A 26,143-nucleotide genomic window follows, 5' to 3' on the forward strand; every position below is an offset into this window, starting at 1 on the left:
ATCGTATATATAACCGATGAGAATTATATTTTTTATCATATTTTTATTCTGTTTACTTCCTGTATCTAGTCAAGTAAAACAAGACTCTTTAGAAATTGAATTAAGACAAAAGGTTAACGATGCAACCAATGATTCTCTAAAAGTGCATTATCTCTTCGAACTTAGTCAGATAGTAGAGCAATACAGCATAGATCAAGGAAGGGATTTGATGAACCGAACTCTGCAGTTTATTGACAGCATTTCACCTCCTTCTGATCACTTTTTAAAACAAAAAGCACGTGTTTTGGATGTGTTGGGAAAATATGAATCCAGGCAAACCAATTATAAAAACTCTCTGGATTTCAGATTACAGGCTTTAAAAATCAGGGAGGAATTGCAAGATTCTTTTGAAATTGCAAGGAGTTATCATAGCATCGCTATGATATTTAGATATCAAAAAGAATATGATAAGTCAAAATCTTATTTTTTAAAATCTATATCCTTACAAGAAAAAAATCTGGATAGTTCTCAATTGGCTCGCACCTATAATATGCTGGGAGTTATATATTATTATACCAAGCAGAATGATTCTGCTATGCATTACTATCAATTATCTAAAAATTATTCTCCAACACTTAAAGATAAAGCAAAGTCGAATGATAATATAGCAACTATCTATTATACCACAGGCAAGTATGGAAAAGCCATTGCTTTATATGAAGAAACTATTGATATTTTTAAATCAACAAAAGATTATAATTTCGTTTCTAATACATTAATGCACCTTGCCAAAATTCATTCGGATTTAGGTAAATATCAAGAATCTTTGTCCTATATGGATGAAGCTCTCGATTATGCTAAAAAACAAGGTAACACCTCTAAATTTCCTATTATTTATCAATTAAGGAGTCATATTTATGAGCAGATGGGTAATTATAAAAATGCACTTGGTTATTATAAAACCCACAAATATTACTACGATTCGATTTTTAATGTCAAAAATGCCAAGAAGATTACTACCCTTGAATTGAATCATAAATTTCAAAAAGAGAAACTCGCAGATAGTCTCCAATTTGCAATTGAAAAACAAGAGATTCAATTGAAGTCTGAAACAGAAAAAGCAAAGAACGACTTCTATACTGTATTACTTATTCTAGCAAGCATAGGTATAATAGCGCTATTAGTGATAATGAAAAACAGGAAAAAACTTACTACTGAACGTTTTGAAAAAGAACAATTGGAAAAAGAGTTACTAGACGAAAAACTAAAACATACTACATACCAAACCAAACAGTTAATTGCAGATAATAAAATGCGTTTGCACTTTAAACAGGAATTTCTAGCTAAATTAAAAAGCATAAAGCAGCATACTCGTAGCATCGACAATTCAGATGTTCAGACTTTAATAGCAGACCTAACCGCACAAATTCATACTGAGAGTAAATTTGACTCAATTGGTGATAATATTGAATTAATTGATGAAGAATTCAACAAAAATTTATGGAAATTATATCCAGATCTCACAAAATCTGAAAGAGAAATCTGTGCCTTAATGCGAATGAATTTAAGCCTTAAAGAAATTATGGTTATTCGTAATGTTACAATGGGTTCAATAAAAGCATCAAGACACCGTATTAGAAAGAAACTTGGGTTAGAAAGAAAGCAAGAATTGGGGCAATTTATTCAACATTTATTCTTAAAGGACTAGCCTACTTCCCAATACAGAAATTAGCAAAAATATTACCCAATAAGTCATCATTGGTAATTTCGCCTGTAATTTCTCCAAAGTGAAATAGCGCTTGGCGAATATCTATGGCTAGTAAATCTCCTGAGAGCCCTGTTTCTAAACCATGTTTTACTTTTTGAACCTCTTCAAAAGCCTTTAGTAAGGCATCATAATGTCTAGAATTGGTAACAATAGTTTCATTATTACGAAGTGCTCCTGTGTTGATTAACTCTAAAAGTGCATCTGTTAACCCCTCTACACCATCTCCTGTTTTAGCAGAAAGTAATCGTATTTGCTCAATCTCGCTTTTAAGATTAGCACGTTCATTATGGTCTAATTGGTCTATTTTATTAGCAATAATCAACAGCGGTTTTTGTGGATACTTATTTTTTATCTTTTCAATTTCTACCTGAATCGTTTTTAAATTGGCAATAGACTTCGAGCTATCAAACAAATAAATGACTACTTGTGCCTGATCGATTTTTTCAAAGGTTTTCTTAATACCAATACTTTCAACTACATCTTTGGTATCTCTAATACCTGCTGTATCAATAAATCTAAACCCAATACCTCCAATAGAAATTTCATCCTCAATGGTATCTCGTGTCGTACCAGCGATTTCAGAAACAATAGCACGCTCTTCATTTAAAAGTGCATTTAGAAGCGTAGATTTTCCAACGTTAGGCTCACCTACTATCGCAACTGGAATTCCATTTTTTATAACATTTCCAACGGCGAACGAATCGATGAGACCTTTTAAAACAAAAGTAATTCTGTCGATAAGTTCCTTAAATTGAGAACGATCGGCAAACTCTACATCTTCTTCCGCAAAATCTAGTTCTAGCTCTATCAGAGAAGCAAAATTAAGCAGCTCTTCTCGGAGCTTAGCTATTTCCGAAGAAAAACCACCACGCATTTGTTGCATAGCCACTTGATGTGATGCCTCATTATCACTAGCAATCAAATCGGCTACAGCTTCAGCTTGCGACAAATCTAATTTTCCGTTTAGAAATGCGCGTAATGTAAACTCCCCAGCATTTGCCATTCGGCAACCTTTCCGTAAAAACAATTGTATTATTTCTTGCTGAATGTATAAACTTCCATGACATGATATTTCAACAATATCTTCACCTGTGTACGAATTGGGGTTTTTAAATACAGAAACTAGCACCTCATCAAATACGCGTTTATCTTCTATTATATGACCCAAATGAATGGTATGCGTCGCTTGCCTTTTTAAGGTTTTATGACTTATAACCGACTTAAAACAGGCATCTACAATGTCAATGGCATCGCTCCCCGAAAGCCGTATTACAGCAATGGCTCCGCTTCCTGAGGCCGTAGCTAATGCAACAATTGTATCTTGATGAGTCATTCTATAGTTTTTTACAAAAGTATTGCAATTTTACTTTTATAGAATAATTTTATCCTGTTCTTTAAGTTTTTATTAGTAGTTATGGTTGATTTTCTTTTACTGAACTTATTATATTTGTAATACCAAAATTTTTAAGCAATGAAAAAAATAGTTACACTGTTATGCCTAAGCCTTTTACTCTTTGCATGTAAAACAGAAGGCTCTGGCTCAACCGAAGAAGTACTAAGAGATACGTATTTGATTACAGGTGAAGCACCAGGCGTTTATAATGGCATTAGAGCACATCTCCAAACCACAGACCCACGTGGAAGAAAGATTAATGTCGATACTGCTATTGTAATGAATGAGCGTTTTGTATTTGAAGGTAAAGTTGATACACCTCAAATGTGGAATTTAAACATTAATAGCATTAAAGGAAACCTACCTCTAATTGTAGAAAACAAAGCAATTAGCATTGCTGTGGATAATACGAATCTATCAAAGTCAAAAATTACAGGGACTAAAGCAAATGCCGATTTGATGTCTTTAAATGAAAACATTGAAGTGTTAAATACAAAGGCTTCAAAATTAAATGAACAAATTAGAGCAACTAGTGATAATACGATAAAAAGTGAGCTTGCCCAAGAATACACAGCACTAACAAGAGAAATGAAAGCATTGCCAATAGCCTACGCTAAAGACAATAAAAATAGCCTCTACTCTTTAGTTGTTATAGACAACTTATTTAAAACCAAACAACCTGATTTAGATAATATTTCTTCGCTTTTTAATGGACTCGATGATACTATTAAAAACACAAAACTGGGTGAAAGCATTAAAACAAGATTAGATCAGTTACTAAAACAAAGAGCGCTTTTAAGTGCTACTGAAATAGGAAAACCTGCGCCAGATTTCTCATCTACAAGACCAGATGGCAGTAAATTAGCGTTAAAAGATGCTATGGGAAAAGTAACTATTATTGATTTTTGGGCGGCTTGGTGTGGTCCTTGCCGACGTGAAAACCCAAACGTTGTTAAGGTTTATAATAAATACCATGACAAAGGATTAGAAATTATTGGAGTATCTCTTGATGGGACTTCAAGGCAGAAAGATCCTAAAGAGGCTTGGTTGAAAGCTATCGAGCAAGATAAATTAACTTGGAATCATGTATCTAGTCTTAACTATTTTAACGATCCTGTAGCAAGAGCATATAATATTAGATCGATTCCTGCGACATTTATTTTAGATGAAAATGGAACCATCGTAGCCAAAAACTTAAGAGGCCCAGCCTTAGAAGCGAAAATAGCAGAGTTACTTAATTAGTAAACTTTCTAAATTATATTTAAGCCTTTAATCTTAAAGATTGAAGGCTTTTTGATTTAGATCTTTCCCGTCTTATGCAGCACGAATAATATGACAATAGGAATGGCTAACAAACCAACCATTTGCAAATCTGTTTCTAACAATGTAGGTCGCAAGATAAGTGTTAGTATATAACCACCTACTGCACCTCCAAAATGGGCATCATGACCAATATTTCCAATACGTTTTTTCATACCATATATCGAAAACAAGAGGTATATAATTCCAAAGATATAGCCTGGAATATAAAACGGTATAAAAAACATACCAATACCTCTATGTGGATCTAATAAAATCGCCGCATATAACACACCCATAACCGCTCCACTGGCACCAATAGCACTATAATGATATTCATCTTTATGAAAATAAAGAGAAATGAGACTCCCTAAGCCTAAACTTCCAATATATACAACTAAAAAGCCAAGTTGACCCAACCCACCAATAACAGTATCTGCGAAAAAATATAAGGTCATCATATTAAACAACAAATGCGTGGTATCTCCATGTAAAAAGCCAGAGCTAAACATTCTAAACTGTTCACCACGTCTTATGCTACCAACGTTGAATTTATAGCGTTCAAAAAAGCTAAAATCTTCGAACCCCTTATACGATATTATTACATTTGCTGCAATAATGATAATTGTAAACAAACTTAAATCACCCATAGACTTTTATTACATATATTTGCCACTGCAAATCTAACATATATTAATGCAATTTATTATCTACATTTTAGTTTATCCATTTTTATGGTTAATATCTATTCTTCCATTTAGATTGTTATACGCATTCTCTGATATGTTATACCTTTTTATCTATCGTATTTTTGGATATAGAAAAAAAACAGTACAGGATAATTTAAGGCTCGTTTTTCCTGAAAAGGATGCAAAAGAAATCAATACTATCACAAAAAAATTCTATCATCATTTATGTGATATGATTGTTGAAGCTATCAAATCTTTAACGATTTCAGAAGCAGAGATGAAAAAGCGATTCACCTTCTCCAATGTGGAGTTGATGCAAGGTTTAGAAAATCTAGATAGAAGCATTGTTCTTATGTGCGCGCATTATGGCAGCTGGGAATGGATTTTTATTCTTCAAACCTATGTTAAATCAAGAGGAAACGCTGTTTACAAGCGTATACAGAATAAATATTTTGACAGATTAGTAAAGCGTATTAGAGCGAAGTACAACAGTCATTTAATTACGACCAAAGAGATTATACCAGAACTTCTTAGATTAAAAAACGATGGTATTTGCACAATTAACGGGTTCGTTTCTGATCAAAGTCCGAAACCTCAAAAAGCATTTCATTGGACTGAGTTTATGAATATTAGGGTTCCTGTTCATACTGGCGCCGAAATGTTGGCTAAACGCTTAGATATGTCTGTTGTGTTTTTTAAAGTGAAACGTCTAAAACGAGGTCATTATGAGACTACATTTAAGACTTTGGCTGAGCATCCTAGAGATTATAAAGATTATGAGATTACAGACCAATTTTTAAAACTTGTTGAGCAACAGATCTATGAAGCTCCTCAATATTATTTGTGGACACATAAACGCTGGAAACACAAAGACAAATCTCCTGAGGATTATAAGCCAAAAATCAAAGATTAGATAAATTACCTCATGCTTATAGCCCCAAAATAAAAAGACCAATAACATAAAGGTTATTAGTCTTTTTAAACCAATCTATCAAACAATATTTGTAATAAAATTCTATTCAGCTGTTAGTATAAATCCCCAATCAAACTCTCCATTTCCGTCGGTAGACTTTATGGTCATTTGATTTGCTGATCTATCTAAGATGATATATTTATGATCACCTCCAATGTAATATCCCATAAAAGCTAATCCCGATAAACTTATCGTTTCAACGCCTCCTGGAGCAGATAAAGACCATTGTTCAGCATAATCGCTATATTCTAAATTTATAATATCGGCACCATCAGCTTCACCACCAGTTCCTCCTAATTCATCAATTAATACTTCGCGTCCAAACACTGTTCCGCTCGTATCTTCTACAGGATCATCATTTGTACCATCTGTTATATGCGTAAATGTTCCATCTTCATTGAAAATATAACGGTCATCATACATCCCTACTCCTGCTTTAGATTCTGGAGGAGCTGCAAAGAAACTAAAGGGATCGCCACCTGCAGGACCTAATCCAAAATGACCAGGAGCATCAGATTTTATACGCCATACTCTAGATCCAGATCCATATAGCATTTCTAATAAATCTTCAGGCGGTTCATAAAGAGACAACACGTCAACTAAAATACTCTTACTTGTAGACAAGCCTCCTGTGCCATAAGCAATTACAGTTACAGTATATGAGTTCTCTCCAAGTAATGTAAAATCATGAGACACACTTCCTCCTACCGCTAGTTTTGTTTGGTTTTGAATGACATAATGAAATGTAATTGCATTATCGGCCGTTGCCGTGAAATTAACAGTTCCGCTACCATCTCCATTTGGATTGTTAACATCAGCACCTACTTTATCGACTTCTATTTGAATGTTTGATGGTGCTATTAAGTTACCTATTTCTTGGTCTTCATCTTGGCACGTATAAAACGATCCCAATACAAAAGAAAAGATTATTAAATATTTTAAATGTTTCATAATAAAGTTATGTTTCAAATTAATTGGTAAGTGTGTATTCATCAAAATAGTACACCGAATCATCTCCATTGTTTCCAAAATCAAAGAATATGACTACTCTAACATAATCTGCTGCAGGAGCATCTGAAAAATCATATACTAATTCTTCCCAACCATTAGCAACAGCGTTTGTAATATCTTTCTCATGTGTGATACTCGCATCTGCATTTTCAAGTTTCAATTTAATTGTAATTCCACTTGTTGGAGACCAGGTCTTCACACTAATTTGATTATATGTATTTAAATCTAAAGGATCGGTTTCAAAAAATGTACCTGCCCATACTTCAGAGCCAGCCGTCTTTGTTAATTGAGCAACATTAGCAGTGGTATTGATTCCAGACATATCTGGATTAGCTACAACCTGTGTATCTGCGATATTTCCGAATACTGTAAATGTTGGTGCCGTTCCCTCAAAATCTTGGAAAGAAAAATCTTGTTGCGTTCCTACCAGTTCTATATCGTCATAATAGTACAACGAATCATCACCAGGATTACCAAAATCAAAGAATATGACTAACCTTATATAATCTGCCATAGGCGCTGCTGTAAAATCATATAGCAGGTTTTCCCATTCATTGGCAACAGTAGTAACAACATCGCCTTCGTAAGTTATGCTGGCATCTGCATTTTCTAGTTTAAACTTCACTGTAATTCCAGCTGTAGGAGACCATGTTTTCACATTCATTTGTCCGAAAGATGCCAAATCTAATGGCGCATCTAATTCAAAAAATGTTCCTGCCCATACTTCAGAGCCTGCTGTTTTTGTTAATTGTGCAACATTAGCACTCGTATTGATTCCAGACATGTCTGGGTTTGTAACAACTTGTGTATCAGCAATATTTCCAAATACTGTAAATGTTGGAACTACACCTTCAAAATCTTCCACAATTTGTGATACAACAACACCTGCAAAATCTTGTCTAATATTGTCTAAGTAAAATGTCCAATCTGCACTACCATCACCAGCAGTTCCGAGATCAAAGAACCAAACTATTTTTTGAAATGAATCTGTTTCTAAATTGGCAAATTCACTAAGATCAATTGAAACTTCTTCCCATTGACTATTTCCAACTAACGGAACTCCAACCTCAATAAAAATATTTGGATCTGTAAGGTTTTCTAATTTCAAAGTAAATGTTCCACCTGGTCTTGGTGACCAAACATCAAACTTCATAACTTTCTTAGTACTAAAATCGATAGGAGCTGACAATTCAATTACGTTACCTGCCCACACCTCTGGAGCCCCTTTAATTATTTGAGCAACTTTGGCCGACTCATTTCCATTGGTATCCGGATTATCAATAACTTCACCAGAAGCCCCTCCAAATCCGAAGAATACGGTAGAATCAAAAATTTCAAAATCTATAGGTAATTCCGTTGGAGTTGTTATTGTTACCATTACTGTATCTTCAGATGATTCAACCCCTCCACTAAGTGCAACCACTCTAATTGTGTAATCACCAACTAAATCATATTCAAAACTCACTGTACCATCTAAAGCTAGTGGTGTTGCTTCTTCGTCTACATTGGATGTATCGAAATAAACTTCAAAAGACGCAGCATAATCTGCTACAGCAGACACATTTACTTGAAATGGGTTGGAAGCGTCAACTTCAGCAGTTATGACCAAATTTTCTGGTGCGCGAAAGGATACGACCAATTGTTGCGTTGCTTCTGTAGTTAATCCGTTAATACTAACCGCCTCAATCGTTACTGTATAAGTACCTTCTTCATAAATATGTGTTGTGTTTTCTCCTTGAGCCACAGATACAGCCTCTGCTGTCCCATCGCCAAGCGTAATATTATAATTTACGGCGCCAACTGCATTAGGCGTAATAATAACTGTTCCTGTATTATCCTGAGATATATTAAATACTGCAGACACCTCAGATGGTGCTGTTATATCATTCAGAGCATCTAAATTGTCGTCATCATTTTGGCAGCCAGTGAACAAACCTACCGCTACAAAAAGACCGAGTATGTATTTTATTGTTTTCATAATATCATTTTTTTTTAGTATCCAGGATTTTGTTCCCATGTATCACCTGCAAGTTGTATTTCGATTAAAGGAATTGGAAATAATTCATGTTTTCCTGCCTGAAATCCATCAATTTCCATAGCAGCCCTTCCAGTTCTAACCAAGTCAAAGAAACGATGTCCTTCGCCAACTAATTCTACACGACGTTCGTTATAAATAGCATCTGTTAAATTAGTTCCTGTAAATCCAACATCGGCCAATCCAGCTCTATTACGAACTCTATTTAGATGCTGTTGTGCTTGCATATCATTAATACCACCACGATTTAAGGCTTCTGCAGCCATCAATAAGACATCAGCAAACCTAATGGCTCTATAGTTATTTGGATTAGTCAGGTTAGCATCACCTGTATTTAAATCGCCTTGACGTGATATATACTTTCTATTAAAATATCCTGTATGTTCAAAACCAGTTGCAAAGGTGGCTCCTGTATCAGCAGCCCAGGCATCAATATCAAGAATAGCCACATCCTTACGAAGGTCACCATCTTCAAAGGCATCTACAACCTCTTGAACTGGGACATTAAAACTGAATCCCGATTCAAATACTGGTCCGTTATAGTTTCGAATACCATTAAATCCAACAGCAACATTTCCTTCGCTACATTGCAAGCAACCAAACCCTGCTCCTTCTGCATCTGAGTATTGTACTTCAAAAACAGATTCTATATTATTTTCATTATCATTTTCAAACATTGTTGAATAATCTGCTAGCAAATCATAAGGTCCACTGGCAATTAAGTCGCCTAATACCGTTGCTGCTTCAGCAAATTTATCTTGGTACAGATATACTTTTCCAAGTAATGCCTGCGCCGCACCTTTTGTGACTCTGCCAGTTTCTGAAGCTGTATATGTTAAATTATCAGCAGCAAAAATTAAATCGGCCTCCATCTGTGCATATATTTCAGCTTTTGGTGTTCTCTCTATTCCAAATTGATCTCCAAAGTTTATTCTTACATCTACAGCAAAAGGAACATCACCAAACCATTTTACCAATTCAAAATAGTAATACGCTCTTAAAAATCTAGTTTGAGCTAGGACTGAATTTTTATTCGGAAAATCAATTTTATCTTGAAATTCCATAATGAAGTTCGTTCTATTAATACCACCATACATCCAACTCCAAATATCTCTTAGTTGCTGGTTGGTTGGTGTGTGGATCATATCATCTATTTCTTGAATACCTGGCACATCGGTTGCGCTTTCGCCACCGGCCAATGTATTATCTGAAGCAATTTCTCCTAGCATTACATTTAAATAAGTTGAATGTAAAGGGTCATATGCTGCAATTAATGCCGATTGATAATCATCTTCTGTATTGAAAAATGTATCAGAACTAGCATTTTGGGGATCAACATCGATAAAGTCATCTCCACAAGAAGAGAACAATATTAATGCTAAGACTACTATGCTTTTTATTTTTATCTGTTTCATAGTGTTTTAAAATTTTAAGTTAACTCCTAGTAAATATGTTCTTGGGCTAGGATAAAATCCTTGATCTATCCCTCCTCCAATTGGTGCTCCTGTTGAAGCTGTTGGGTCATAACCTCTATACTCTGTTAATGTAAACAGATTACTTGCAGAAACATAAACGCGTAGGTTGTCTAATTTTGAATTTTCAAGTAGTTTATCAAACGTATAACCTAACTGTACATTTTGTAAGCGAACAAAAGATCCGTCTTCAACAAAATAGTCTGAAAACAATCCATTAGATGTTGGGCCAGTAGTTACACGAGGATCGGTATTACTTGTTCCAGGTCCTGTCCAACGATCCAAAAACGTTACACTTCTATTTGTCAAAGGTTGATTACGCTCATAGTTTCTTACAATCTCATTTCCTATTGAAGCAAAAGCATAAGCGGAAAAATCGAAACTTTTGAAATCTATCGATACGTTAAGTCCCATCGTTGCATCTGGTATTGGGTCACCAATATAAGTTTTATCATTATCATCAATAACACCATCGTTATTGATATCTACAAATCTTAAATCACCTGGACGAACTTGATCATTGATTGTTGTTGATGCATCAACTTCTGCTTGTGTTTGGTATATTCCGTCTGTTTTAAACCCTCGAAAATATCCGATAGGAAAACCTGCTTCCATTCGAGATGGTGGATCTTGACCAACTCCAAATACACCTCCTACGATAAATCCTCCCTCTGTATTTACAGAAAGTACTTCATTATTAATAGTTGTCACATTATATCTCACACTAAATTTGAAATCATCAGAGACTCTATTGGTATAGCCAATGGCTAATTCAAATCCTGAGTTCTCTACTTCTCCTCCATTAACTACTGGAGGTGCAGCTCCGGGAGCACCCACACCTAAAATTCCTGATACCTGAGGAGTAACTAATAAATCTTCAGTGTTACGCTTGAAGTAATCTGCAGTCACATCGAATTTATTATCTAAAAATCTTAAATCAATACCAATATCAAATGTTTTTTGCTTTTCCCATCTAATTTCTGGGTTAGCAACTGGTCCTAAAGCCGCTCCAGAAATAATACCATCATTAAAAACATAAGTTCCTTCTCCATCCAACAGCGATACAAAACCAAAATCTGCAATTCTATCGTTACCCAGTATACCATACGATGCTCTTAATTTTAGAAAATCGATAACACTGCTATCACTTAAAAAGTCTTCATCTGAAATAATCCACCCAACAGATCCAGATGGGAAATAACCAAATCTATTTTCTGGTCCAAATTTTGTCGAACCATCTCGACGAATAACACCTGAAAATAGATATTTACCTTTATAACCATATTGTACTCTTGCAAAATATGATAACAACCTAGAATCAAATCTTGGATCGAACCCGAGTTCTTGGTTTATACTTTGCACTTCTTGTGCCTGTGATATATTTGCGTTTTCAATACTGTTTCCTGGAATATCAAAACCTCTATTTCCTGTAAATATTCCTGTAGTCTGAAAGATTGAAGTTCCCAATAGAACTTTAAGGTCGTGCGTATCGTCAAAATTGCGTTCATAAGTTAGAAACGCATCAAAAGTATAGTCCCTAAATATATTTGAGGTTTCTACGACTTCACTTCTATCAATATTAAATACTTTACCACTACCAAAGTTTGCAATAGGTCTAAATACTTTTCCTTTGACCTCTGCATAATTTGCTTGAATATTAGTTTGAACTGTAAAATGCTCTAAAAAGTTATAGGATAAACTTGCATTACCACTCAACTTATTAATTTGAGTTCTATCATATGTTCCGTCCAATTGCGCTATAGGGTTAATAACCTCATTCCCTAATCCTTCAGCTATTGAAAAAGCTCCTGAAACATCCCTTACACCCCTTGTAGGATCCATATTCAATGCATTGAACAATATTGACCCAAGGGCTGATTCACTTAAATTTCTTTTATTAGTATGCGTATATATCAAGCCTGCATTAAACTTAAAATTCTCTAGAAAGTCCACACTATAATTTCCTCTTTTCGTAAAACGTGTAAAGTTTGATTTATCGCCACCAACAATACCATCTTGAGACAAAAATGAAGACCCGAATGCATAAGTCGACTTTTCTTTTCCGCCTTTAATCGTGATAGAATTATTAAATATAGGAGCACTCTCAAAAACTTCATCTTGCCAATCTGTTCCAATTCCTAGATTAGAAATATCTGTAAATTGAGGATCCTGACCACCAGCTACAAATGCTTCATTAACCAAAAGTGCATATTCCGTAGCGTTTAATACGGGTATTCTTCGCGTGGTTTCTTGTACACCACCATAAGCACTATATTCAACGGTTAATGGCATTTCCTTTCTTCCTGTCTTCGTGGTAATAAGAATCACACCATTAGCGGCTCTAACACCATATATACCAGCAGTAGCATCCTTAAGAACATTAACGCTTTCAATATCACTCGGGTTGATTGTGCTTAAATCTTCTATAACATTACCATCAACTAATATTAATGGTCTAGAATCTCCATTAGTGGAAATACCCCTTATACTAATTGTTGATGCCGCACCAGGTGATCCAGAGTTTGATGAAACATTCACTCCGGCTACTTGTCCTTGTAAGGCCTGTTCTACTCTTGTTGGTTTGAGTTTTTCAATGGTTTCTGCACTAACAACAGACACAGCTCCTGTTGTTTCTTTCTTTTTCTGTGTCCCATAACCTATAACTACAACTTCATTTAATGATTCTGCATCTTCAACTAAAGAAATAACTAAGGGATTAGCATTAACTACAACAACTTCCTGATTCTTATATCCTAAATAGGTAAATACTAAGGTAGCATTAATAGATACATCTGGAATTGTAAAATTCCCATCGAAATCTGTTGATGCGCCTTTGGAAGTGTCTTTGACCAGAATATTAACTCCTGGTATTGGTTGTCCGGTTGCTTGATCTACAACTGTACCTTTTACTGTTACATTTTGGCCAAATGCCAAAGCTGAGAACAGTAAAAATACTAAGGAAAATAGTTTTGTTGTCATATAATTGATTGTTATGACGTAAACTTACAAGAGGTAATTGACAATTCAACAAAATAAGCCTATACAAAAAATATACAATTCAAAAAAAATCATAGTATTTTAAGAAATCCCTAAAAAACAAGCCTTTTGAATATCATAAATGCAAATAAAGGTGTCAATATAAAAGATGATGTCATCAAAAAACCAGGAATGTTGTGGTAATGTATAGGTGTTATTTGGTTTTTTAACAGCAAATTGTACAAGTGTATAGCTAAAACAAAAGGCTACAGTTTAAACCAAGCATTAATTACGTTGTTATCTGTAGATTTTTCAGAAGCGACAGACTTGTGAATAAATTCATTGGTTTGCCCTTGATATTCATAATCTTCTGACCAATCTTTATGATGTCTAGCTAAAGATTTAATACTCTCGCAAACAAAATTCATTTCTTCATTGGTAGTCGTAGGGTGAATAGACATGCGAATCCAACCCGGCTTACGGACTAAATCACCAATAGAGATTTCGTTAGTCAACTCGTTACTAGTTTGTTGATCTACATGAAGTAAAAAATGGCCATAGGTTCCTGCACAGCTGCATCCGCCTCTGGTTTGAATTCCAAAACGATCATTTAAGAGTTTTACGCCTAAATTATAATGTAGGTCATCTATATAAAATGAAATCACTCCTAAGCGATCTTCATGTTGCGCTGCAAGAATGTGTAAGTTTTCTTCGGGAGATAACTCACTAAACACTTTACTAACTAATTCATGCTCGCGTTCTAGAATATTTTCAACACCCATTTGTTCTTTTAACTTGATCGCCAAAGCCGTTTTTATGGTTTGCAAAAAACCTGGTGTACCACCATCTTCGCGATCTTCAATATTGTCAATATACTTATGCTCTCCCCAAGGATTAGTCCAACTCACTGTACCTCCTCCTGGGCAATCGGGAATCATATTTTTATATAATTTCTTATTGAAAATTAAAACACCTGATGTTCCTGGTCCTCCCAAAAACTTGTGAGGTGAAAAGAAAATTGCATCTAAATTTCGAAGTTCATTTTCGGGATGCATATCAATATCAACATAAGGTGCTGAACATGCAAAATCTACGAAACACACGCCACCATGTTTATGCATTAATTCGGCAATATCATGATAAGGCGTTTGTATGCCTGTTACATTAGAACCGCCAATTACAGAAGCAATCTTTAACGTGCATTCCTTATACTTATCTAACAGTATTTCTAAGTTTTTCAAACTGAATAGTCCCTGTTCATCTGGAGGAATAACCTCTACTTTGGCAATCGTTTCTAACCAAGACGTTTGATTCGAGTGATGTTCCATATGAGTAACAAAAACCACTGGTCGAATTTCATCTGGAACGGAAGTATATTTTCTTAAATTTTCAGGTACTTTTAATCCCAGAATACGTTGAAATTTGTTTACCACTCCAGTCATCCCATTACCTGAAACAATAAGAACGTCATCATCATTACAATTCACATGGCTTTTTATAATATTTTTGGCCTCGTGATACGCTTTGGTCATTGCAGTACCGGAAACTGTTGTTTCGGTATGTGTATTGGCCACAAATGGTCCAAACTCATTACACAGTTTTTCCTCTATTGGTCGATATAGACGTCCTGAAGCCGTCCAATCTGTGTAAATAATCTTCTGCATTCCAAAAGGCGATTCAAATTCTTGATCTACACCTATAATATGCTGTCTGAATTGATTAAAATACTGCTCCAATCTTGAAGGTTTCTCCTGTGTAACTTCCGTAGAAATCATATTAAAAAACTTTGGTTAAAGATACTAAATATTTGCTATTGCCTTAATTTCATTTATAATACGATCGGCTAAATCATCAGCATCTTGCTGACTAGGCGCTTCCGTATATATTCTAATAATCGGCTCTGTATTACTTTTTCTTAAATGTACCCAAGAATCACTGAAGTCAATTTTCACGCCGTCAATGGTTGTCAAATTTTCATGACGGTATTTACTTTCCATAGCGTTTAGCAAACCATCAACGTCTAATTCTGGAGTTAATTGAATTTTTTTCTTACTCATAAAGTAATTTGGGTATGACGCCCTTAGTTCACTAACAGTCATGTTTCCTTCAGCTAATAAACTCAAAAATAGAGCAACTCCAACAAGTGCATCTCTACCATAATGTAATTCAGGATAAATAATACCTCCATTTCCTTCTCCACCAATAATTGCATTATTTTTCTTCATTAGACTTACAACATTTACTTCGCCAACAGCACTAGCTTCATAAGATCCGCCATGTTTTTCTGTAATATCACGAAGTGCCCTAGTTGAGCTCATATTACTCACAGTATTTCCAGGTGTCTTACTTAGTACATAATCTGCACAAGCCACTAAGGTATATTCTTCACCAAACATGTCCCCTTTCTCATCCATAAATGCCAAGCGATCAACATCTGGATCTACCACAATCCCGAAGTCAGCATTTTCTTTTACAACGGCTTCAGATAAGTCTGTTAAGTGTTCTTTTAAAGGCTCTGGATTATGAGGAAAATGGCCATTAGGCTCACAATACAATTTTATTGGGTGTACCCCTAAGCGCTCTAATAGCAAAGGAATAGCTATACCTCCAGTTGAATTTACTCCATCTACAACCACTTTAAAGTTAGATTTTTCAATGGCTTCTTTATTCACTAAATCCATAGCTAACACTTCGTCGATGTGCATATCAATGTAAGCATCATTAGTAGTTATTTTACCCAAATTATCAACATCAGCAAAAGACATATCGTTATGTTCAGCTAATTCTAAAATTTTAGCACCTTCTACTCCATTTAAAAACTCTCCTTTAGCATCTAAAAGTTTAAGAGCGTTCCATTGCTTCGGGTTATGACTGGCCGTTAAAATTATACCACCATCGGCATGCTCCATAGGTACGGCAACCTCAACTGTTGGTGTTGTAGATAAACCTAGATCAATCACGTGTATACCAAGTCCTACCAAAGTATTCATTACTAAGTTTTGAATCATCTCTCCAGAAATGCGAGCATCTCTACCAACTACAACACGATAATTTTCTTTATTCCTTTGTTGTTTAATCCATGTGCCATATGCAGAAGCAAATTTCACAGCATCAATTGGCGTCAGGTTATCACCAACATTTCCGCCAATAGTACCACGTATTCCAGAGATTGATTTTATAAGTGTCATTATCTAAATTTTGTTTTCAGTTTTAAAAAATAGGTTTCAAAATACTTGTAGGACAAATGCGCAAAAAGTATCGTTAATGCAAAAGTCAATATATTAATTAAAACTATTGTTATTGTATCATTAAAAATTTTGTGCTCTTCAACTTTCAATATAAAAAACACCACAAAATTCATTGCTATCACATGAAACATATATATCCCATATGATATATGCCCTAAATGGTTTAAGAATTTACTTTTAATAATAACTCCAAGGTTATTATGTGCTAAAGTATGCACGAATAAACAGAATAAGACCATGGTCACTAAATTTGTGACCCAACGTTCGTCAAACTGAAATATATTGGTTGTAAAATAGAGTATTGTTGAGCCAATTACTAGCATTGGAATAACCATAAAGCGCTTTAAAAATTCTAACCTATTCTTTTCTTCCAAAATAGCTACGACACCACCAGAGAACAGAAAAAAGTAAACAAACTTGAATTTAACTAATACGTAAAAAATATCTAAATGAAATATAACGAAATAACCAATCGTTAGTATTACCAGAGCAATCAATAGTCGTGTTTTTCTTAAAAAGAACAGTAATGGAGCAATCATTAAATAAAACTGCTCCTCAATTCCAATAGACCAAAGTACTTCTAAAATCCCACCTGGTTCATACAATTTTCCAAAGACATTTGGTAAGAAAAAAGTGGTTAACAACACGCCATCTTTCAGGTTGTAGTTATTCTCAAAAGGAATATTCAAAGCAGGTAAAATCATCCAGTAAAACAGAAAGCCAAAAATAACAATGAGATAATACAATGGAAATATCCTCAGCATCCGTCTTATGTAAAATTTCTTAATCGAAAATGCATCACGCTGTTTATATCGATAAATCAATCTAATAATCAAAAAACCACTCAAAACGAAAAACATATAAACGGCCTCAGTACCACGATTAAATATGGCCGCTTCAGAAAAATATGGGAGTCCTTGATTTCTACTCAGATGCGGAATGTGAAAAATCATCACCAACGACGCCAAGATAAAACGTAAGGGATCTAAATTAGGTAATCTGTCCAAGAATAAACATTTAGAACTCAAAAATACATATATTTATTGAATGAATTTTCTAGCCCATATTTATCTATCTAACAACGATGATTTAATCACTATTGGTAACTTTATTGCAGATGGTATTCGTGGAAAACGTTATAAAAAGTTTCCAATCGAAATTCAAAAAGGAATTCTATTACACAGGCAAATTGACACCTTTACAGATGCGCATCCAACAGTAAGACAAAGTACTAAACGTCTTCATAAAAATTACGGACATTACAGTGGCGTGATTGTAGATATTCTATATGATCATTTTTTAGCCAAAAATTGGAGCACATATTCTAACATTCCCTTAGACAATTATGTCGAAAACTTCTATGATCTCATGGGAACTCATTTCGAAATACTACCAGCTCGTATTCAAAAAATGATGCCGCATATGATTGCTGGCAATTGGTTATTGAGTTATGCTACAATTGATGGTATCCAAAAAGTATTGGATGGTATGAACCGAAGAACACAAAACAAATCGGGCATGAATACAGCCACCGAAGAGCTAAAGGCTTTTTATAGCGAATTTGAACGTGAGTTCACTTCCTTTTTTGAAGAGCTACGTCTATTTGCTAAAAACACATTAGAGGATATTGAAAAGCAGTTATCACATGAGAATTAAACTAGTTATCGTAATTGCATCTATCATTGTTTTATCCTGCAATCAAGATGTTACACCAACACAAGGATTAATAACCCAAAAAGCTATGGTTGTATCGGCCAGAGCCGAAGCCTCTAAAATTGGAAGTGATATTCTAGAACAAGGTGGTAATGCTTTTGACGCTATGTTTGCGACCGAAATGGCTTTAGCAGTGACTTACCCTTACGCTGGAAATCTTGGCGGAGGCGGTTTTATGATATATCGACTTAACAATGGTGAGATAGGCGCCCTCGACTATCGCGAAAAAGCACCATTGGCAGCAAGCAGGGATATGTATTTGGATTCTCTCGGAAATGTCATTCCCGATAAAAGTACTGTTGGTGCCTATGCTGTTGGCGTTCCAGGAACCATAGCTGGTATTTTTGCAGCACATGAAAAATTTGGAAGCCTACCTATAGAAACACTTCTAAAACCAGTAATTGCATTGGCCGAAAATGGATTTACAGTTACCCAAAAACAGCATAAACGCTTTATCAAATATGACAGTATAATTACGGCTGTTAATGGCAAACAAACACCAATTAATAAAAACGTTTCGGCACATACTATCTTCAAAAATGTTGCATTAGCTGAAACCCTGAGACGTATCTCAAAAAATGGCAGAGATGAGTTTTACAAAGGAGAAACTGCAGACCAAATCGTTCGGTTTCTTAATCAAAAAGGAGGAATTATCACAGCTGAAGATTTAGCGCTTTATGAAGCACAATGGCGCGATCCTATTCAATTTACATATGATAATTTAAATATCATTTCCATGTCTCCTCCTTCAAGTGGCGGACTTTGCCTCGCGCAAATTATGAAAATGGCCGAACCTTATGATGTGAGTCAGTATGATCAAAACAGCTTAGAGGCAATTCAAGTAATGGTTGAAGCCGAAAAGCAGGCGTATGCGGATCGTAGCTATTATTTAGGCGATCCAGACTTTGTCAACATTCCTATAGACCAACTTTTGGAAGATAACTATCTAAAAAATCGTATGACTAATTTCTCTTTTGAAAAAAGCACACCTTCAAATAGTATTACTTATGGCACGTTACCAAATTATACAATGGAAATTAGAGAAACCATACCATATCAGGAACATGAAGAAACTACACATTACTCTATTGTTGATCAATTTGGAAATGCCATTGCAGTAACAACAACACTTAATGGTGCGTATGGCTCAAAGCTCTATATCGATAACTTAGGTTTTTTTCTAAATAATGAAATGGATGATTTTAGCAGTAAACCAGGTGTACCTAATGTTTATGGACTTCTTGGCGGAAAGGCCAATGCCATTGCGCCTCAAAAACGTATGCTCAGTGCTATGACACCAACTATTGTAGAAAAAGATGGTGAACTATATATGGTTGTTGGAACGCCTGGAGGATCTACTATAATTACGTCTGTATTTCAAACTATACTAAACGTTCATGAATTTGGAATGACAATGCACGATGCTGTTAATGCTCCGCGTTTTCATCACCAGTGGTTACCCGAAGAAATTAGAATGGAACCTAACCGTTTTGATCCTAAACTTCTAGAACAACTCAAAGCAAAAGGCTATACAATAAACGAAGAGCGTACTCCCGTAATTGGGAAGGTAGACGCTATTCTTGTTTTAGATAACGGAACCTTAGAAGGAGGTGCGGATAGTCGCGGGGATGATACAGCTATAGGATTTTAATGTTATAACGATATTAGTCAATATGAAACCTCCAGAGTATTTATATGTTGAATACAATTTTTAAGAACATAGCACAAGAAGAAAACGCAGATCTCGAGATAGTTGAAGACGTTGTTTCCTATTCTGATGGCTCTAGGAGTCCGCATTTAATTTATAAAATGTATATCCCTTATAAAGGTTGCACCATACATTTTGTAAATAAAACGGGAACCGAATTTTATGGTATCGTCGTGTCCAATTTCCCTAAGAAAATGGAAAACTTAGAATTTGAAATCTCCGTTAGAAGTCACTTCATAAGTCTTTTTACAACTAAAATTGACAGGATAAGACTAGACACTAAAAGTGCTCTTGTAAGTTCTTTTTTTAAACAAAGTAGTGCCTTTAAAACCTTGAGTCAAATTTCAGAAAGCACAGTGTTCGAACCATCGATTATAGGCGCTAATAATGAGGACATATTTAATGTAACAACAAAATATTCCTTACAGTTTTCTGACTGGACCAAATCTATTAAACCAATAATTCAGCTTCAAAAGCAATTTATAGATTTCTTCATTTAAGAAACATTATAAGCCGCATTTCGTTGTGATTTATTCATAAAAATGAAGAAAAAAATTATATATACATTATTAATTGTACTTATCATTCTTGGAATAGGGAGTGTCTTAATTTCAAAGTATGTTTTACCATATGCCATTATTCAACCACCTAAAGTCTCTTTAGACATCACTCCTTCTGATTTAAAATTAAATTATTCAGAATTGGATATATTAACAAAGGATTCGATCAAACTTAAAGGGTATTGGATAAAAACAGACTCTATACCACCAAAATCAATAGTGATCTTCGTACATGGCATTGGAGGTTGTAAAGAGCACTTTTTAGATCTATCAAAAAACCTCACTGAAATAGGTATAGAATCCATAATAATGGATAGCAGAGCTCATGGAAAAAGCGAAGGTCAATTTTGTACTTATGGGTATAAGGAAAAAGAAGATATTTCAAGTATTGTTAACTACATAAAAAACAAAAATGACTCAATTCCAATTGGTATATGGGGAAATTCAATGGGTGGCGCCATTGCCATTCAAGCTCTTGAACATGATTCTCGTATTGAATTTGGAATCGTAGAAAGTACATTCACAACTCTTAATGATATTGTTTATGATTATCAAAAAGCAAAGACATATGGTATTGGTTTAAGTTTTTTATGCAACATTGCCTTAAATGAAGCAGGTGAACTCGGACAGTTTAAGCCAGATCAAGTGTCGCCAATATCATCGGTCAAACATATTGAACAGCCCATGTTAATTGCACATGGAGACCATGATGAAAACATAAAATTTGAATATGGAAAATTATTATTTGAAAATTTAAAATCGACCAACAAAAAGTTTATTGCCGTAAAAAATGGTGGTCATTTTGATTTGAGTCAAAAAGGAGGAAATTCTTATAAGCAAGCTATTAAAAATTTCCTAGTCATGAATTCAAAACAATTACAAAAGTCTAGCAAAAGCCCTTAAATCTTTCCTTTTTTATTAACTTGGTTCTAAATCACATAGACATACATAACACGATCTTTTAAAACAATGAAAACCATATTTATTTTATCTTTTTTAATATTTACATGTAGCACACTTGAGGCTCAAACAATTCAAAACAGTAGTTACGGCACAACTGGGTATATAAAAAGTGATGGCACAATCCAAAATAGTAGTTATTCAACCATAGGCTACATTAAAAAAAATGGGACAATCCAAAATAGTAGTTATGCTACCATTGGCTATATTAAAAGTAATGGAACCATTCAAAACAATAGTTATTCTGCAGTAGGCTATGTAAAAAAGGATGGGACAGTTCAGAACAACAGTTATTCTACAATTGGCTACATCAAAGACGACGGGACTGTTCAAAATAGCAGTTATTCTACTATTGGATATGCAAAAGGTGTAAAAAAAGAATGGGCGGCAGTACTCTTTTTCTTTTTCAGTTTCGATTAGAGTATAATAATGAACTAAAGCGTTAATTCTTGGAAAACATGGTTCCTGAATATAATTTCAATTATAAAATTAGAAATGCAAAAAAAGAAGAATTTGCGAGAGTTGGAAAACTTCTGGTCACGGTATATTCTCAACTAAATGGCTTTCCAAAAATTAAGGAACAGCCTCATTATTACGATATGCTTAGAAAGGTTGGAGAATTAACTAAAAACCCTAATATAGAATTATTAGTTGCTGTGTCTAAGCAGCATGACATTGGAGGTGCAGTAGTTTATTATCATGATATGAAAGATTATGGCTCTGGAGGCACGGCTACACAAGAAAAAAATGCCTGTGGATTCCGATTGTTAGGTGTAGACCCAAAATCTAGAGGCTTAGGATTAGGAAAAGCACTAACCCTCTACTGCATTGACAAAGCAAAACGTAGCAATAGCCAAACCATGATAATTCATACAACAAACGCCATGAAATTAGCTTGGAAAATGTACGAAAACTTAGGCTTTAAAAGAGCTCATGATTTGGATTTTATGCAGGCCGATTTGGCTGTTTTCGGATTTAGACTTGCATTAAAAAATGAGATACATACATAATACACTCGTCTTTTTTAACACTTCCACTCCCTAACCCTCTTCTCATTTTCGTATCTTTAGGTGCTTAAGTTAACATCTTAAAATCAACCACAACATGAAACGATTACTACTCACCTTTCTAGGTGTATGCACTATTACTGCATCTGCCCAAACCAAGTTATTACGTCAACCAACCTTACACAATGACGACGTTGTCTTCATTTATGCCAACGATCTTTGGAAAGCATCTGTAAATGGTGGCACAGCCATTAGACTCACTAGTGATGATGGCTATGAATTGAGCCCGCATTTTTCAAATGATGGAAAGTGGGTTGCTTTTTCTGCTCAATATGATGGGAATTTTGATGTATTTATAATCCCAAGCGAAGGCGGGGAACCTAAACGTCTTACCTATCATTCTGCTGGCGATTTTGTTGAAGGTTGGACACCAGATGGAGAGGTTCTATTTCGATCGAGTCGTGAAGGCCGTCCTACTCAAACTAATAAGTTTTTTACTGTTTCTACTAAAGGCGGACTTCCAAAAGCGGTCGATATTCCTAGAGCAGCTTTTGGAGAAATAGCTCCAGATGGTAAACACATTGCTTATACGCCAATAACATCATGGGATCCGGAATGGCGGAACTATCGTGGTGGTCAAGCCATGCCCATTTGGATTGTTAACCTAAAAACAAAAGAACTTACTACAACGCCTCAATTAGATAAAGAACGTCACTTATACCCTGTTTGGATAAACAATATGGTGTATTATTTATCTGAGCGTGATTATACTAGCAATATATGGTCTTTCGATCCTGCAACTAAAACTGAAAAACAATTAACGTTTCATAAAAAGTTTGATGTTAAGAGCCTCGATGCAAGTGCAGATAAAATTGTTTATGAGCAAGGTGGTAGATTACACTTACTAGACCCTGTATCAGGAAATACCAAAACCCTTAACATCGATGTAAAAGCCGATTTAAATTTCTCTCGTCCAAGATGGGAAAATGTAACTGGCAGACAATTGTCTAACCCTAATATCTCCCCTAATGGGAAACGAGCTGTTTTTGAACATAGAGGTGATATTTTTACAATCCCTAAAGAAAATGGAACATGGCGCAACTTAACCAATTCGTCTGGAGTAGCAGATCGCGCTCCTATTTGGTCGCCGAAAGGTGATAAAATTGTATGGTTCTCAGATAAAACTGGAGAATACCAAATGACAATTGCAGATCAAGATGGTCAAAACCAATCCGTTATAAAACTCCCAAATAGCACATTTTATTTCCAACCAGACTGGTCTCCAGATGGTAAATATATTGCTTACACTGACACCGATTTCAACATCTGGGTGATCAACTTAGAATCAAAAAAAGTTGTAAAAGCAGATACTGAAGGTTATGCTCATCCTAACCGATCTATGAACCCCGTTTGGTCACCTGATAGTAAATGGATTGCCTATGCGAAACAAAATGAAAGTAATTTCAAATCTATTTACGCCTACAACATAGACACTAAAAAAGTCATTCCAATTACCGATCCAATTGCAGATGCTATCAGCCCTGTTTGGGATGCTTCTGGAAAGTACCTATATACTCTTGCAAGCACAAATTATGGGCTAGCGACCGGATGGTTAGATATGAGTTCTTACGATCCAGAAACGACACGTAGTTTATATGCAGTTGTTTTAAGTGCTTCAGATAAAGCGCCAAACCATATTAAAACAGACGAAGAAACTGTTACTAAAAAGGACGATAATACAGATGATGAATCTAATGAGAATAAAAAAGACAGTGCTAACTCAGGAGTTTCTGTTACTATAGACACCATCGGCCTGTTTGATCGAGCAGTAGCCCTTAATCTTCCTAACGGAAACTATGTAGCTTTGGCAAAAGCACCTAAAGGATTCGTTTTTGTTGCCGAAGCCATAGATGGTGGCAATGGTGTCAAAATTCACAGTTTTGATACTGAAAAAGACAAAGCCAATGATTTTGCCGATGGTATCCAGCAATTGGTAGTTTCCGAAGATCGAAATTCAATACTACTTAATAAAGCTGGACAATGGACCATTTCTGGTACTAAAGGCAAACCTAATTTTTCAAAAGACAAAATAGATACAAACCTAAAAATAAAGGTCAATCCAAAAGATGAATACAAGCAAATATTTAAAGAGGGATGGCGCTTTATGCGAGATTTTCTTTATGTAGATAATGTCCATGGCGCACCATGGGATGATGTCTATAAATGGTATGCGCCATGGATAGAACACGTTAGACATAGAACTGATTTAAATTATGTTGTAGATATTATGAGTGGTGAGGTGGCCGTTGGGCATTCTTATGTATCTGGTGGAGATTTGCCAAATGTGGCTGTAGTTCCTGTTGGTTTATTAGGTGCAGATATTAAGGCTGTAAATGACAACTATCAAATTACAAAAATCTATTCTGGTGAACGTTGGAACCCTGGAACTCAAGGTCCTTTAGCTCAACCTGGTATAAATATCAATGAAGGTGATTATATTCTCGAAATTAATGGAGTTAAAACATCTGCAACTGTAAATCCGTATCAGCTATTAGAACAAACGGCTGGTCGCGAAATTAATATCACTATTAACAGTAAACCTTCTATGGATGGCGCTCAAACTTATCTTATTAAACCTGTTAGAAGCGAACGAAATTTAAGATATGTAGATTGGGTTGAAAACAACCGTCGTAAAGTAGATGAGCTTTCAAACGGAAAATTGGCATATGTCTATGTGCCTAATACTGGCGGTGGAGGTTTTACATCGTTTAACCGTTATTACTTCTCACAGCAAGATAAAAAAGGAGCCATAATTGATGAGCGTAATAATGGTGGTGGATCGGCAGCAGATTATATGATAGATATTATGAATCGTCAACTTTTTGGATATTTCAATAGTAAAACCGAAAGTAATAGACCATGGACAACTCCAATGGCAGGAATTTGGGGTCCAAAAGTGATGATTATTAATGAACGTGCAGGGTCTGGTGGTGACCTCTTACCTTATATGTTCAAAATGGCAAATATTGGTCCGCTAGTTGGTACTCGAACTTGGGGTGGTCTCGTAGGAACTTGGGACACACCACGTTTTATTGACGGAGGTCGTATGGTTGCTCCTCGTGGTGGCTTTTATGATATCAATGGAAACTGGGCTGTTGAAGGTGAAGGAATTGCTCCTGATATTGAAGTTATTCAAGACCCTAAATTAGTTCTTCAAGGCAAAGACCCACAATTAGAACGTGCCGTTCAGGAGGCCATGAGATTACTAAAAAACAACGAATTTGAATTAATGCCAGAACCTAAGGCTCCTATAAGGTCTAAACGTCCTAAAGGATATAAAAACGATAACTAA

At 35.2% G+C, this 26,143-nt stretch carries 19 protein-coding genes; 10 read left to right on the top strand and 9 right to left on the bottom strand.

What is annotated here, in order from left to right:
* The first annotated feature begins 16 nt into the window (after nucleotides 1-16).
* Nucleotides 17-1,687, top strand: a complete 1,671-nt coding sequence (locus Q0787_RS11975; protein ID WP_298902947.1) for a tetratricopeptide repeat protein — start codon at nucleotides 17-19, stop codon at nucleotides 1,685-1,687.
* Nucleotide 1,688: 1 nt separating this feature from the next.
* On the opposite strand, the gene mnmE is transcribed toward Q0787_RS11975, so the two are convergent.
* Complete coding sequence (mnmE, locus tag Q0787_RS11980; protein WP_298902948.1) at nucleotides 1,689-3,080, bottom strand: tRNA uridine-5-carboxymethylaminomethyl(34) synthesis GTPase MnmE; 1,392 nt, start codon at nucleotides 3,078-3,080, stop codon at nucleotides 1,689-1,691.
* A gap of 138 nt (nucleotides 3,081-3,218) precedes the next feature.
* Between mnmE and Q0787_RS11985 the strand changes: the two genes are divergently transcribed.
* On the top strand, nucleotides 3,219-4,382 hold the full coding sequence (locus Q0787_RS11985) for a TlpA disulfide reductase family protein (protein WP_298902950.1): 1,164 nt from the start codon (nucleotides 3,219-3,221) through the stop codon (nucleotides 4,380-4,382).
* A 56-nt stretch (nucleotides 4,383-4,438) separates the two neighbouring features.
* Here the strand turns inward: Q0787_RS11985 and Q0787_RS11990 are convergent, their stop codons facing one another.
* Nucleotides 4,439-5,089, bottom strand: coding sequence for a rhomboid family intramembrane serine protease (locus Q0787_RS11990; protein WP_298902951.1), 651 nt, complete (start codon nucleotides 5,087-5,089; stop codon nucleotides 4,439-4,441).
* A gap of 46 nt (nucleotides 5,090-5,135) precedes the next feature.
* Here Q0787_RS11990 and Q0787_RS11995 point away from each other — a divergent pair, with 46 nt between their 5' ends.
* Complete coding sequence (locus Q0787_RS11995; RefSeq protein ID WP_298902952.1) at nucleotides 5,136-6,041, top strand: lysophospholipid acyltransferase family protein; 906 nt, start codon at nucleotides 5,136-5,138, stop codon at nucleotides 6,039-6,041.
* A gap of 102 nt (nucleotides 6,042-6,143) precedes the next feature.
* Here the strand turns inward: Q0787_RS11995 and Q0787_RS12000 are convergent, their stop codons facing one another.
* The 7 genes from Q0787_RS12000 to Q0787_RS12030 form a co-directional block, all read right to left on the bottom strand.
* Nucleotides 6,144-7,052, bottom strand: coding sequence for a glucan endo-1,3-beta-D-glucosidase (locus tag Q0787_RS12000; RefSeq protein WP_298902954.1), 909 nt, complete (start codon nucleotides 7,050-7,052; stop codon nucleotides 6,144-6,146).
* 19 nt (nucleotides 7,053-7,071) lie between these two features.
* The gene (locus Q0787_RS12005) at nucleotides 7,072-9,090 is read right to left on the bottom strand and encodes a hypothetical protein (RefSeq protein ID WP_298902955.1); all 2,019 of its coding nucleotides are present in this window, start codon (nucleotides 9,088-9,090) and stop codon (nucleotides 7,072-7,074) included.
* 14 nt (nucleotides 9,091-9,104) lie between these two features.
* On the bottom strand, nucleotides 9,105-10,562 hold the full coding sequence (locus Q0787_RS12010) for a RagB/SusD family nutrient uptake outer membrane protein (RefSeq protein ID WP_298902956.1): 1,458 nt from the start codon (nucleotides 10,560-10,562) through the stop codon (nucleotides 9,105-9,107).
* 6 nt (nucleotides 10,563-10,568) lie between these two features.
* Nucleotides 10,569-13,598, bottom strand: a complete 3,030-nt coding sequence (locus Q0787_RS12015; protein WP_298902957.1) for a TonB-dependent receptor — start codon at nucleotides 13,596-13,598, stop codon at nucleotides 10,569-10,571.
* 263 nt (nucleotides 13,599-13,861) lie between these two features.
* Nucleotides 13,862-15,370, bottom strand: coding sequence for an aminotransferase class V-fold PLP-dependent enzyme (locus Q0787_RS12020; RefSeq protein WP_298902958.1), 1,509 nt, complete (start codon nucleotides 15,368-15,370; stop codon nucleotides 13,862-13,864).
* Between the two features lie 24 nt (nucleotides 15,371-15,394).
* The gene (gene glmM / locus Q0787_RS12025) at nucleotides 15,395-16,783 is read right to left on the bottom strand and encodes a phosphoglucosamine mutase (protein WP_298902959.1); all 1,389 of its coding nucleotides are present in this window, start codon (nucleotides 16,781-16,783) and stop codon (nucleotides 15,395-15,397) included.
* Complete coding sequence (locus Q0787_RS12030) at nucleotides 16,783-17,850, bottom strand: acyltransferase (protein WP_298902960.1); 1,068 nt, start codon at nucleotides 17,848-17,850, stop codon at nucleotides 16,783-16,785. The genes glmM and Q0787_RS12030 overlap by 1 nt, the downstream gene beginning before the upstream one ends.
* 40 nt (nucleotides 17,851-17,890) lie before the next feature.
* On the opposite strand from Q0787_RS12030, the gene Q0787_RS12035 reads away from it, so the two are divergent.
* The 7 genes from Q0787_RS12035 (at nucleotide 17,891) to Q0787_RS12065 (ending at nucleotide 26,143) form a co-directional block, all read left to right on the top strand.
* On the top strand, nucleotides 17,891-18,499 hold the full coding sequence (locus tag Q0787_RS12035; protein WP_298902961.1) for an acyl carrier protein phosphodiesterase: 609 nt from the start codon (nucleotides 17,891-17,893) through the stop codon (nucleotides 18,497-18,499).
* On the top strand, nucleotides 18,489-20,207 hold the full coding sequence (ggt, locus tag Q0787_RS12040) for a gamma-glutamyltransferase (RefSeq protein ID WP_298902962.1): 1,719 nt from the start codon (nucleotides 18,489-18,491) through the stop codon (nucleotides 20,205-20,207). Before Q0787_RS12035 ends, ggt begins: the two co-directional genes overlap by 11 nt.
* Before the next feature lie 44 nt (nucleotides 20,208-20,251).
* Complete coding sequence (locus tag Q0787_RS12045) at nucleotides 20,252-20,764, top strand: hypothetical protein (protein ID WP_298902963.1); 513 nt, start codon at nucleotides 20,252-20,254, stop codon at nucleotides 20,762-20,764.
* A 42-nt stretch (nucleotides 20,765-20,806) separates the two neighbouring features.
* Nucleotides 20,807-21,727, top strand: a complete 921-nt coding sequence (locus Q0787_RS12050) for an alpha/beta fold hydrolase (RefSeq protein ID WP_298902964.1) — start codon at nucleotides 20,807-20,809, stop codon at nucleotides 21,725-21,727.
* Between the two features lie 66 nt (nucleotides 21,728-21,793).
* Nucleotides 21,794-22,204, top strand: a complete 411-nt coding sequence (locus Q0787_RS12055; RefSeq protein ID WP_298902965.1) for a 5-fold beta-flower protein — start codon at nucleotides 21,794-21,796, stop codon at nucleotides 22,202-22,204.
* 38 nt (nucleotides 22,205-22,242) lie between these two features.
* On the top strand, nucleotides 22,243-22,794 hold the full coding sequence (locus tag Q0787_RS12060) for a GNAT family N-acetyltransferase (protein ID WP_298903090.1): 552 nt from the start codon (nucleotides 22,243-22,245) through the stop codon (nucleotides 22,792-22,794).
* A gap of 94 nt (nucleotides 22,795-22,888) precedes the next feature.
* Nucleotides 22,889-26,143: a S41 family peptidase gene (locus Q0787_RS12065; RefSeq protein WP_298902967.1), complete on the top strand. Its 3,255-nt coding sequence runs from the start codon at nucleotides 22,889-22,891 to the stop codon at nucleotides 26,141-26,143.

Origin of the sequence: uncultured Psychroserpens sp. (assembly GCF_947492715.1) — a bacterium.
Lineage (GTDB): Bacteria > Bacteroidota > Bacteroidia > Flavobacteriales > Flavobacteriaceae > Psychroserpens.

Coding starts and splice junctions, on each gene's coding strand:
- Q0787_RS12035 (WP_298902961.1), top strand. CDS start 17,891: ATGAATTTTCTAGCCCATATTTATCTATCTAACAACGATGATTTAATC.
- glmM (WP_298902959.1), bottom strand. CDS start 16,783: ATGACACTTATAAAATCAATCTCTGGAATACGTGGTACTATTGGCGGA.
- ggt (WP_298902962.1), top strand. CDS start 18,489: ATGAGAATTAAACTAGTTATCGTAATTGCATCTATCATTGTTTTATCC.
- Q0787_RS12005 (WP_298902955.1), bottom strand. CDS start 9,090: ATGAAAACAATAAAATACATACTCGGTCTTTTTGTAGCGGTAGGTTTG.
- Q0787_RS11985 (WP_298902950.1), top strand. CDS start 3,219: ATGAAAAAAATAGTTACACTGTTATGCCTAAGCCTTTTACTCTTTGCA.
- Q0787_RS11995 (WP_298902952.1), top strand. CDS start 5,136: ATGCAATTTATTATCTACATTTTAGTTTATCCATTTTTATGGTTAATA.
- Q0787_RS12010 (WP_298902956.1), bottom strand. CDS start 10,562: ATGAAACAGATAAAAATAAAAAGCATAGTAGTCTTAGCATTAATATTG.
- Q0787_RS12045 (WP_298902963.1), top strand. CDS start 20,252: ATGTTGAATACAATTTTTAAGAACATAGCACAAGAAGAAAACGCAGAT.
- mnmE (WP_298902948.1), bottom strand. CDS start 3,080: ATGACTCATCAAGATACAATTGTTGCATTAGCTACGGCCTCAGGAAGC.
- Q0787_RS11975 (WP_298902947.1), top strand. CDS start 17: ATGAGAATTATATTTTTTATCATATTTTTATTCTGTTTACTTCCTGTA.
- Q0787_RS11990 (WP_298902951.1), bottom strand. CDS start 5,089: ATGGGTGATTTAAGTTTGTTTACAATTATCATTATTGCAGCAAATGTA.
- Q0787_RS12050 (WP_298902964.1), top strand. CDS start 20,807: ATGAAGAAAAAAATTATATATACATTATTAATTGTACTTATCATTCTT.
- Q0787_RS12015 (WP_298902957.1), bottom strand. CDS start 13,598: ATGACAACAAAACTATTTTCCTTAGTATTTTTACTGTTCTCAGCTTTG.
- Q0787_RS12020 (WP_298902958.1), bottom strand. CDS start 15,370: ATGATTTCTACGGAAGTTACACAGGAGAAACCTTCAAGATTGGAGCAG.
- Q0787_RS12060 (WP_298903090.1), top strand. CDS start 22,243: ATGGTTCCTGAATATAATTTCAATTATAAAATTAGAAATGCAAAAAAA.
- Q0787_RS12065 (WP_298902967.1), top strand. CDS start 22,889: ATGAAACGATTACTACTCACCTTTCTAGGTGTATGCACTATTACTGCA.
- Q0787_RS12000 (WP_298902954.1), bottom strand. CDS start 7,052: ATGAAACATTTAAAATATTTAATAATCTTTTCTTTTGTATTGGGATCG.
- Q0787_RS12055 (WP_298902965.1), top strand. CDS start 21,794: ATGAAAACCATATTTATTTTATCTTTTTTAATATTTACATGTAGCACA.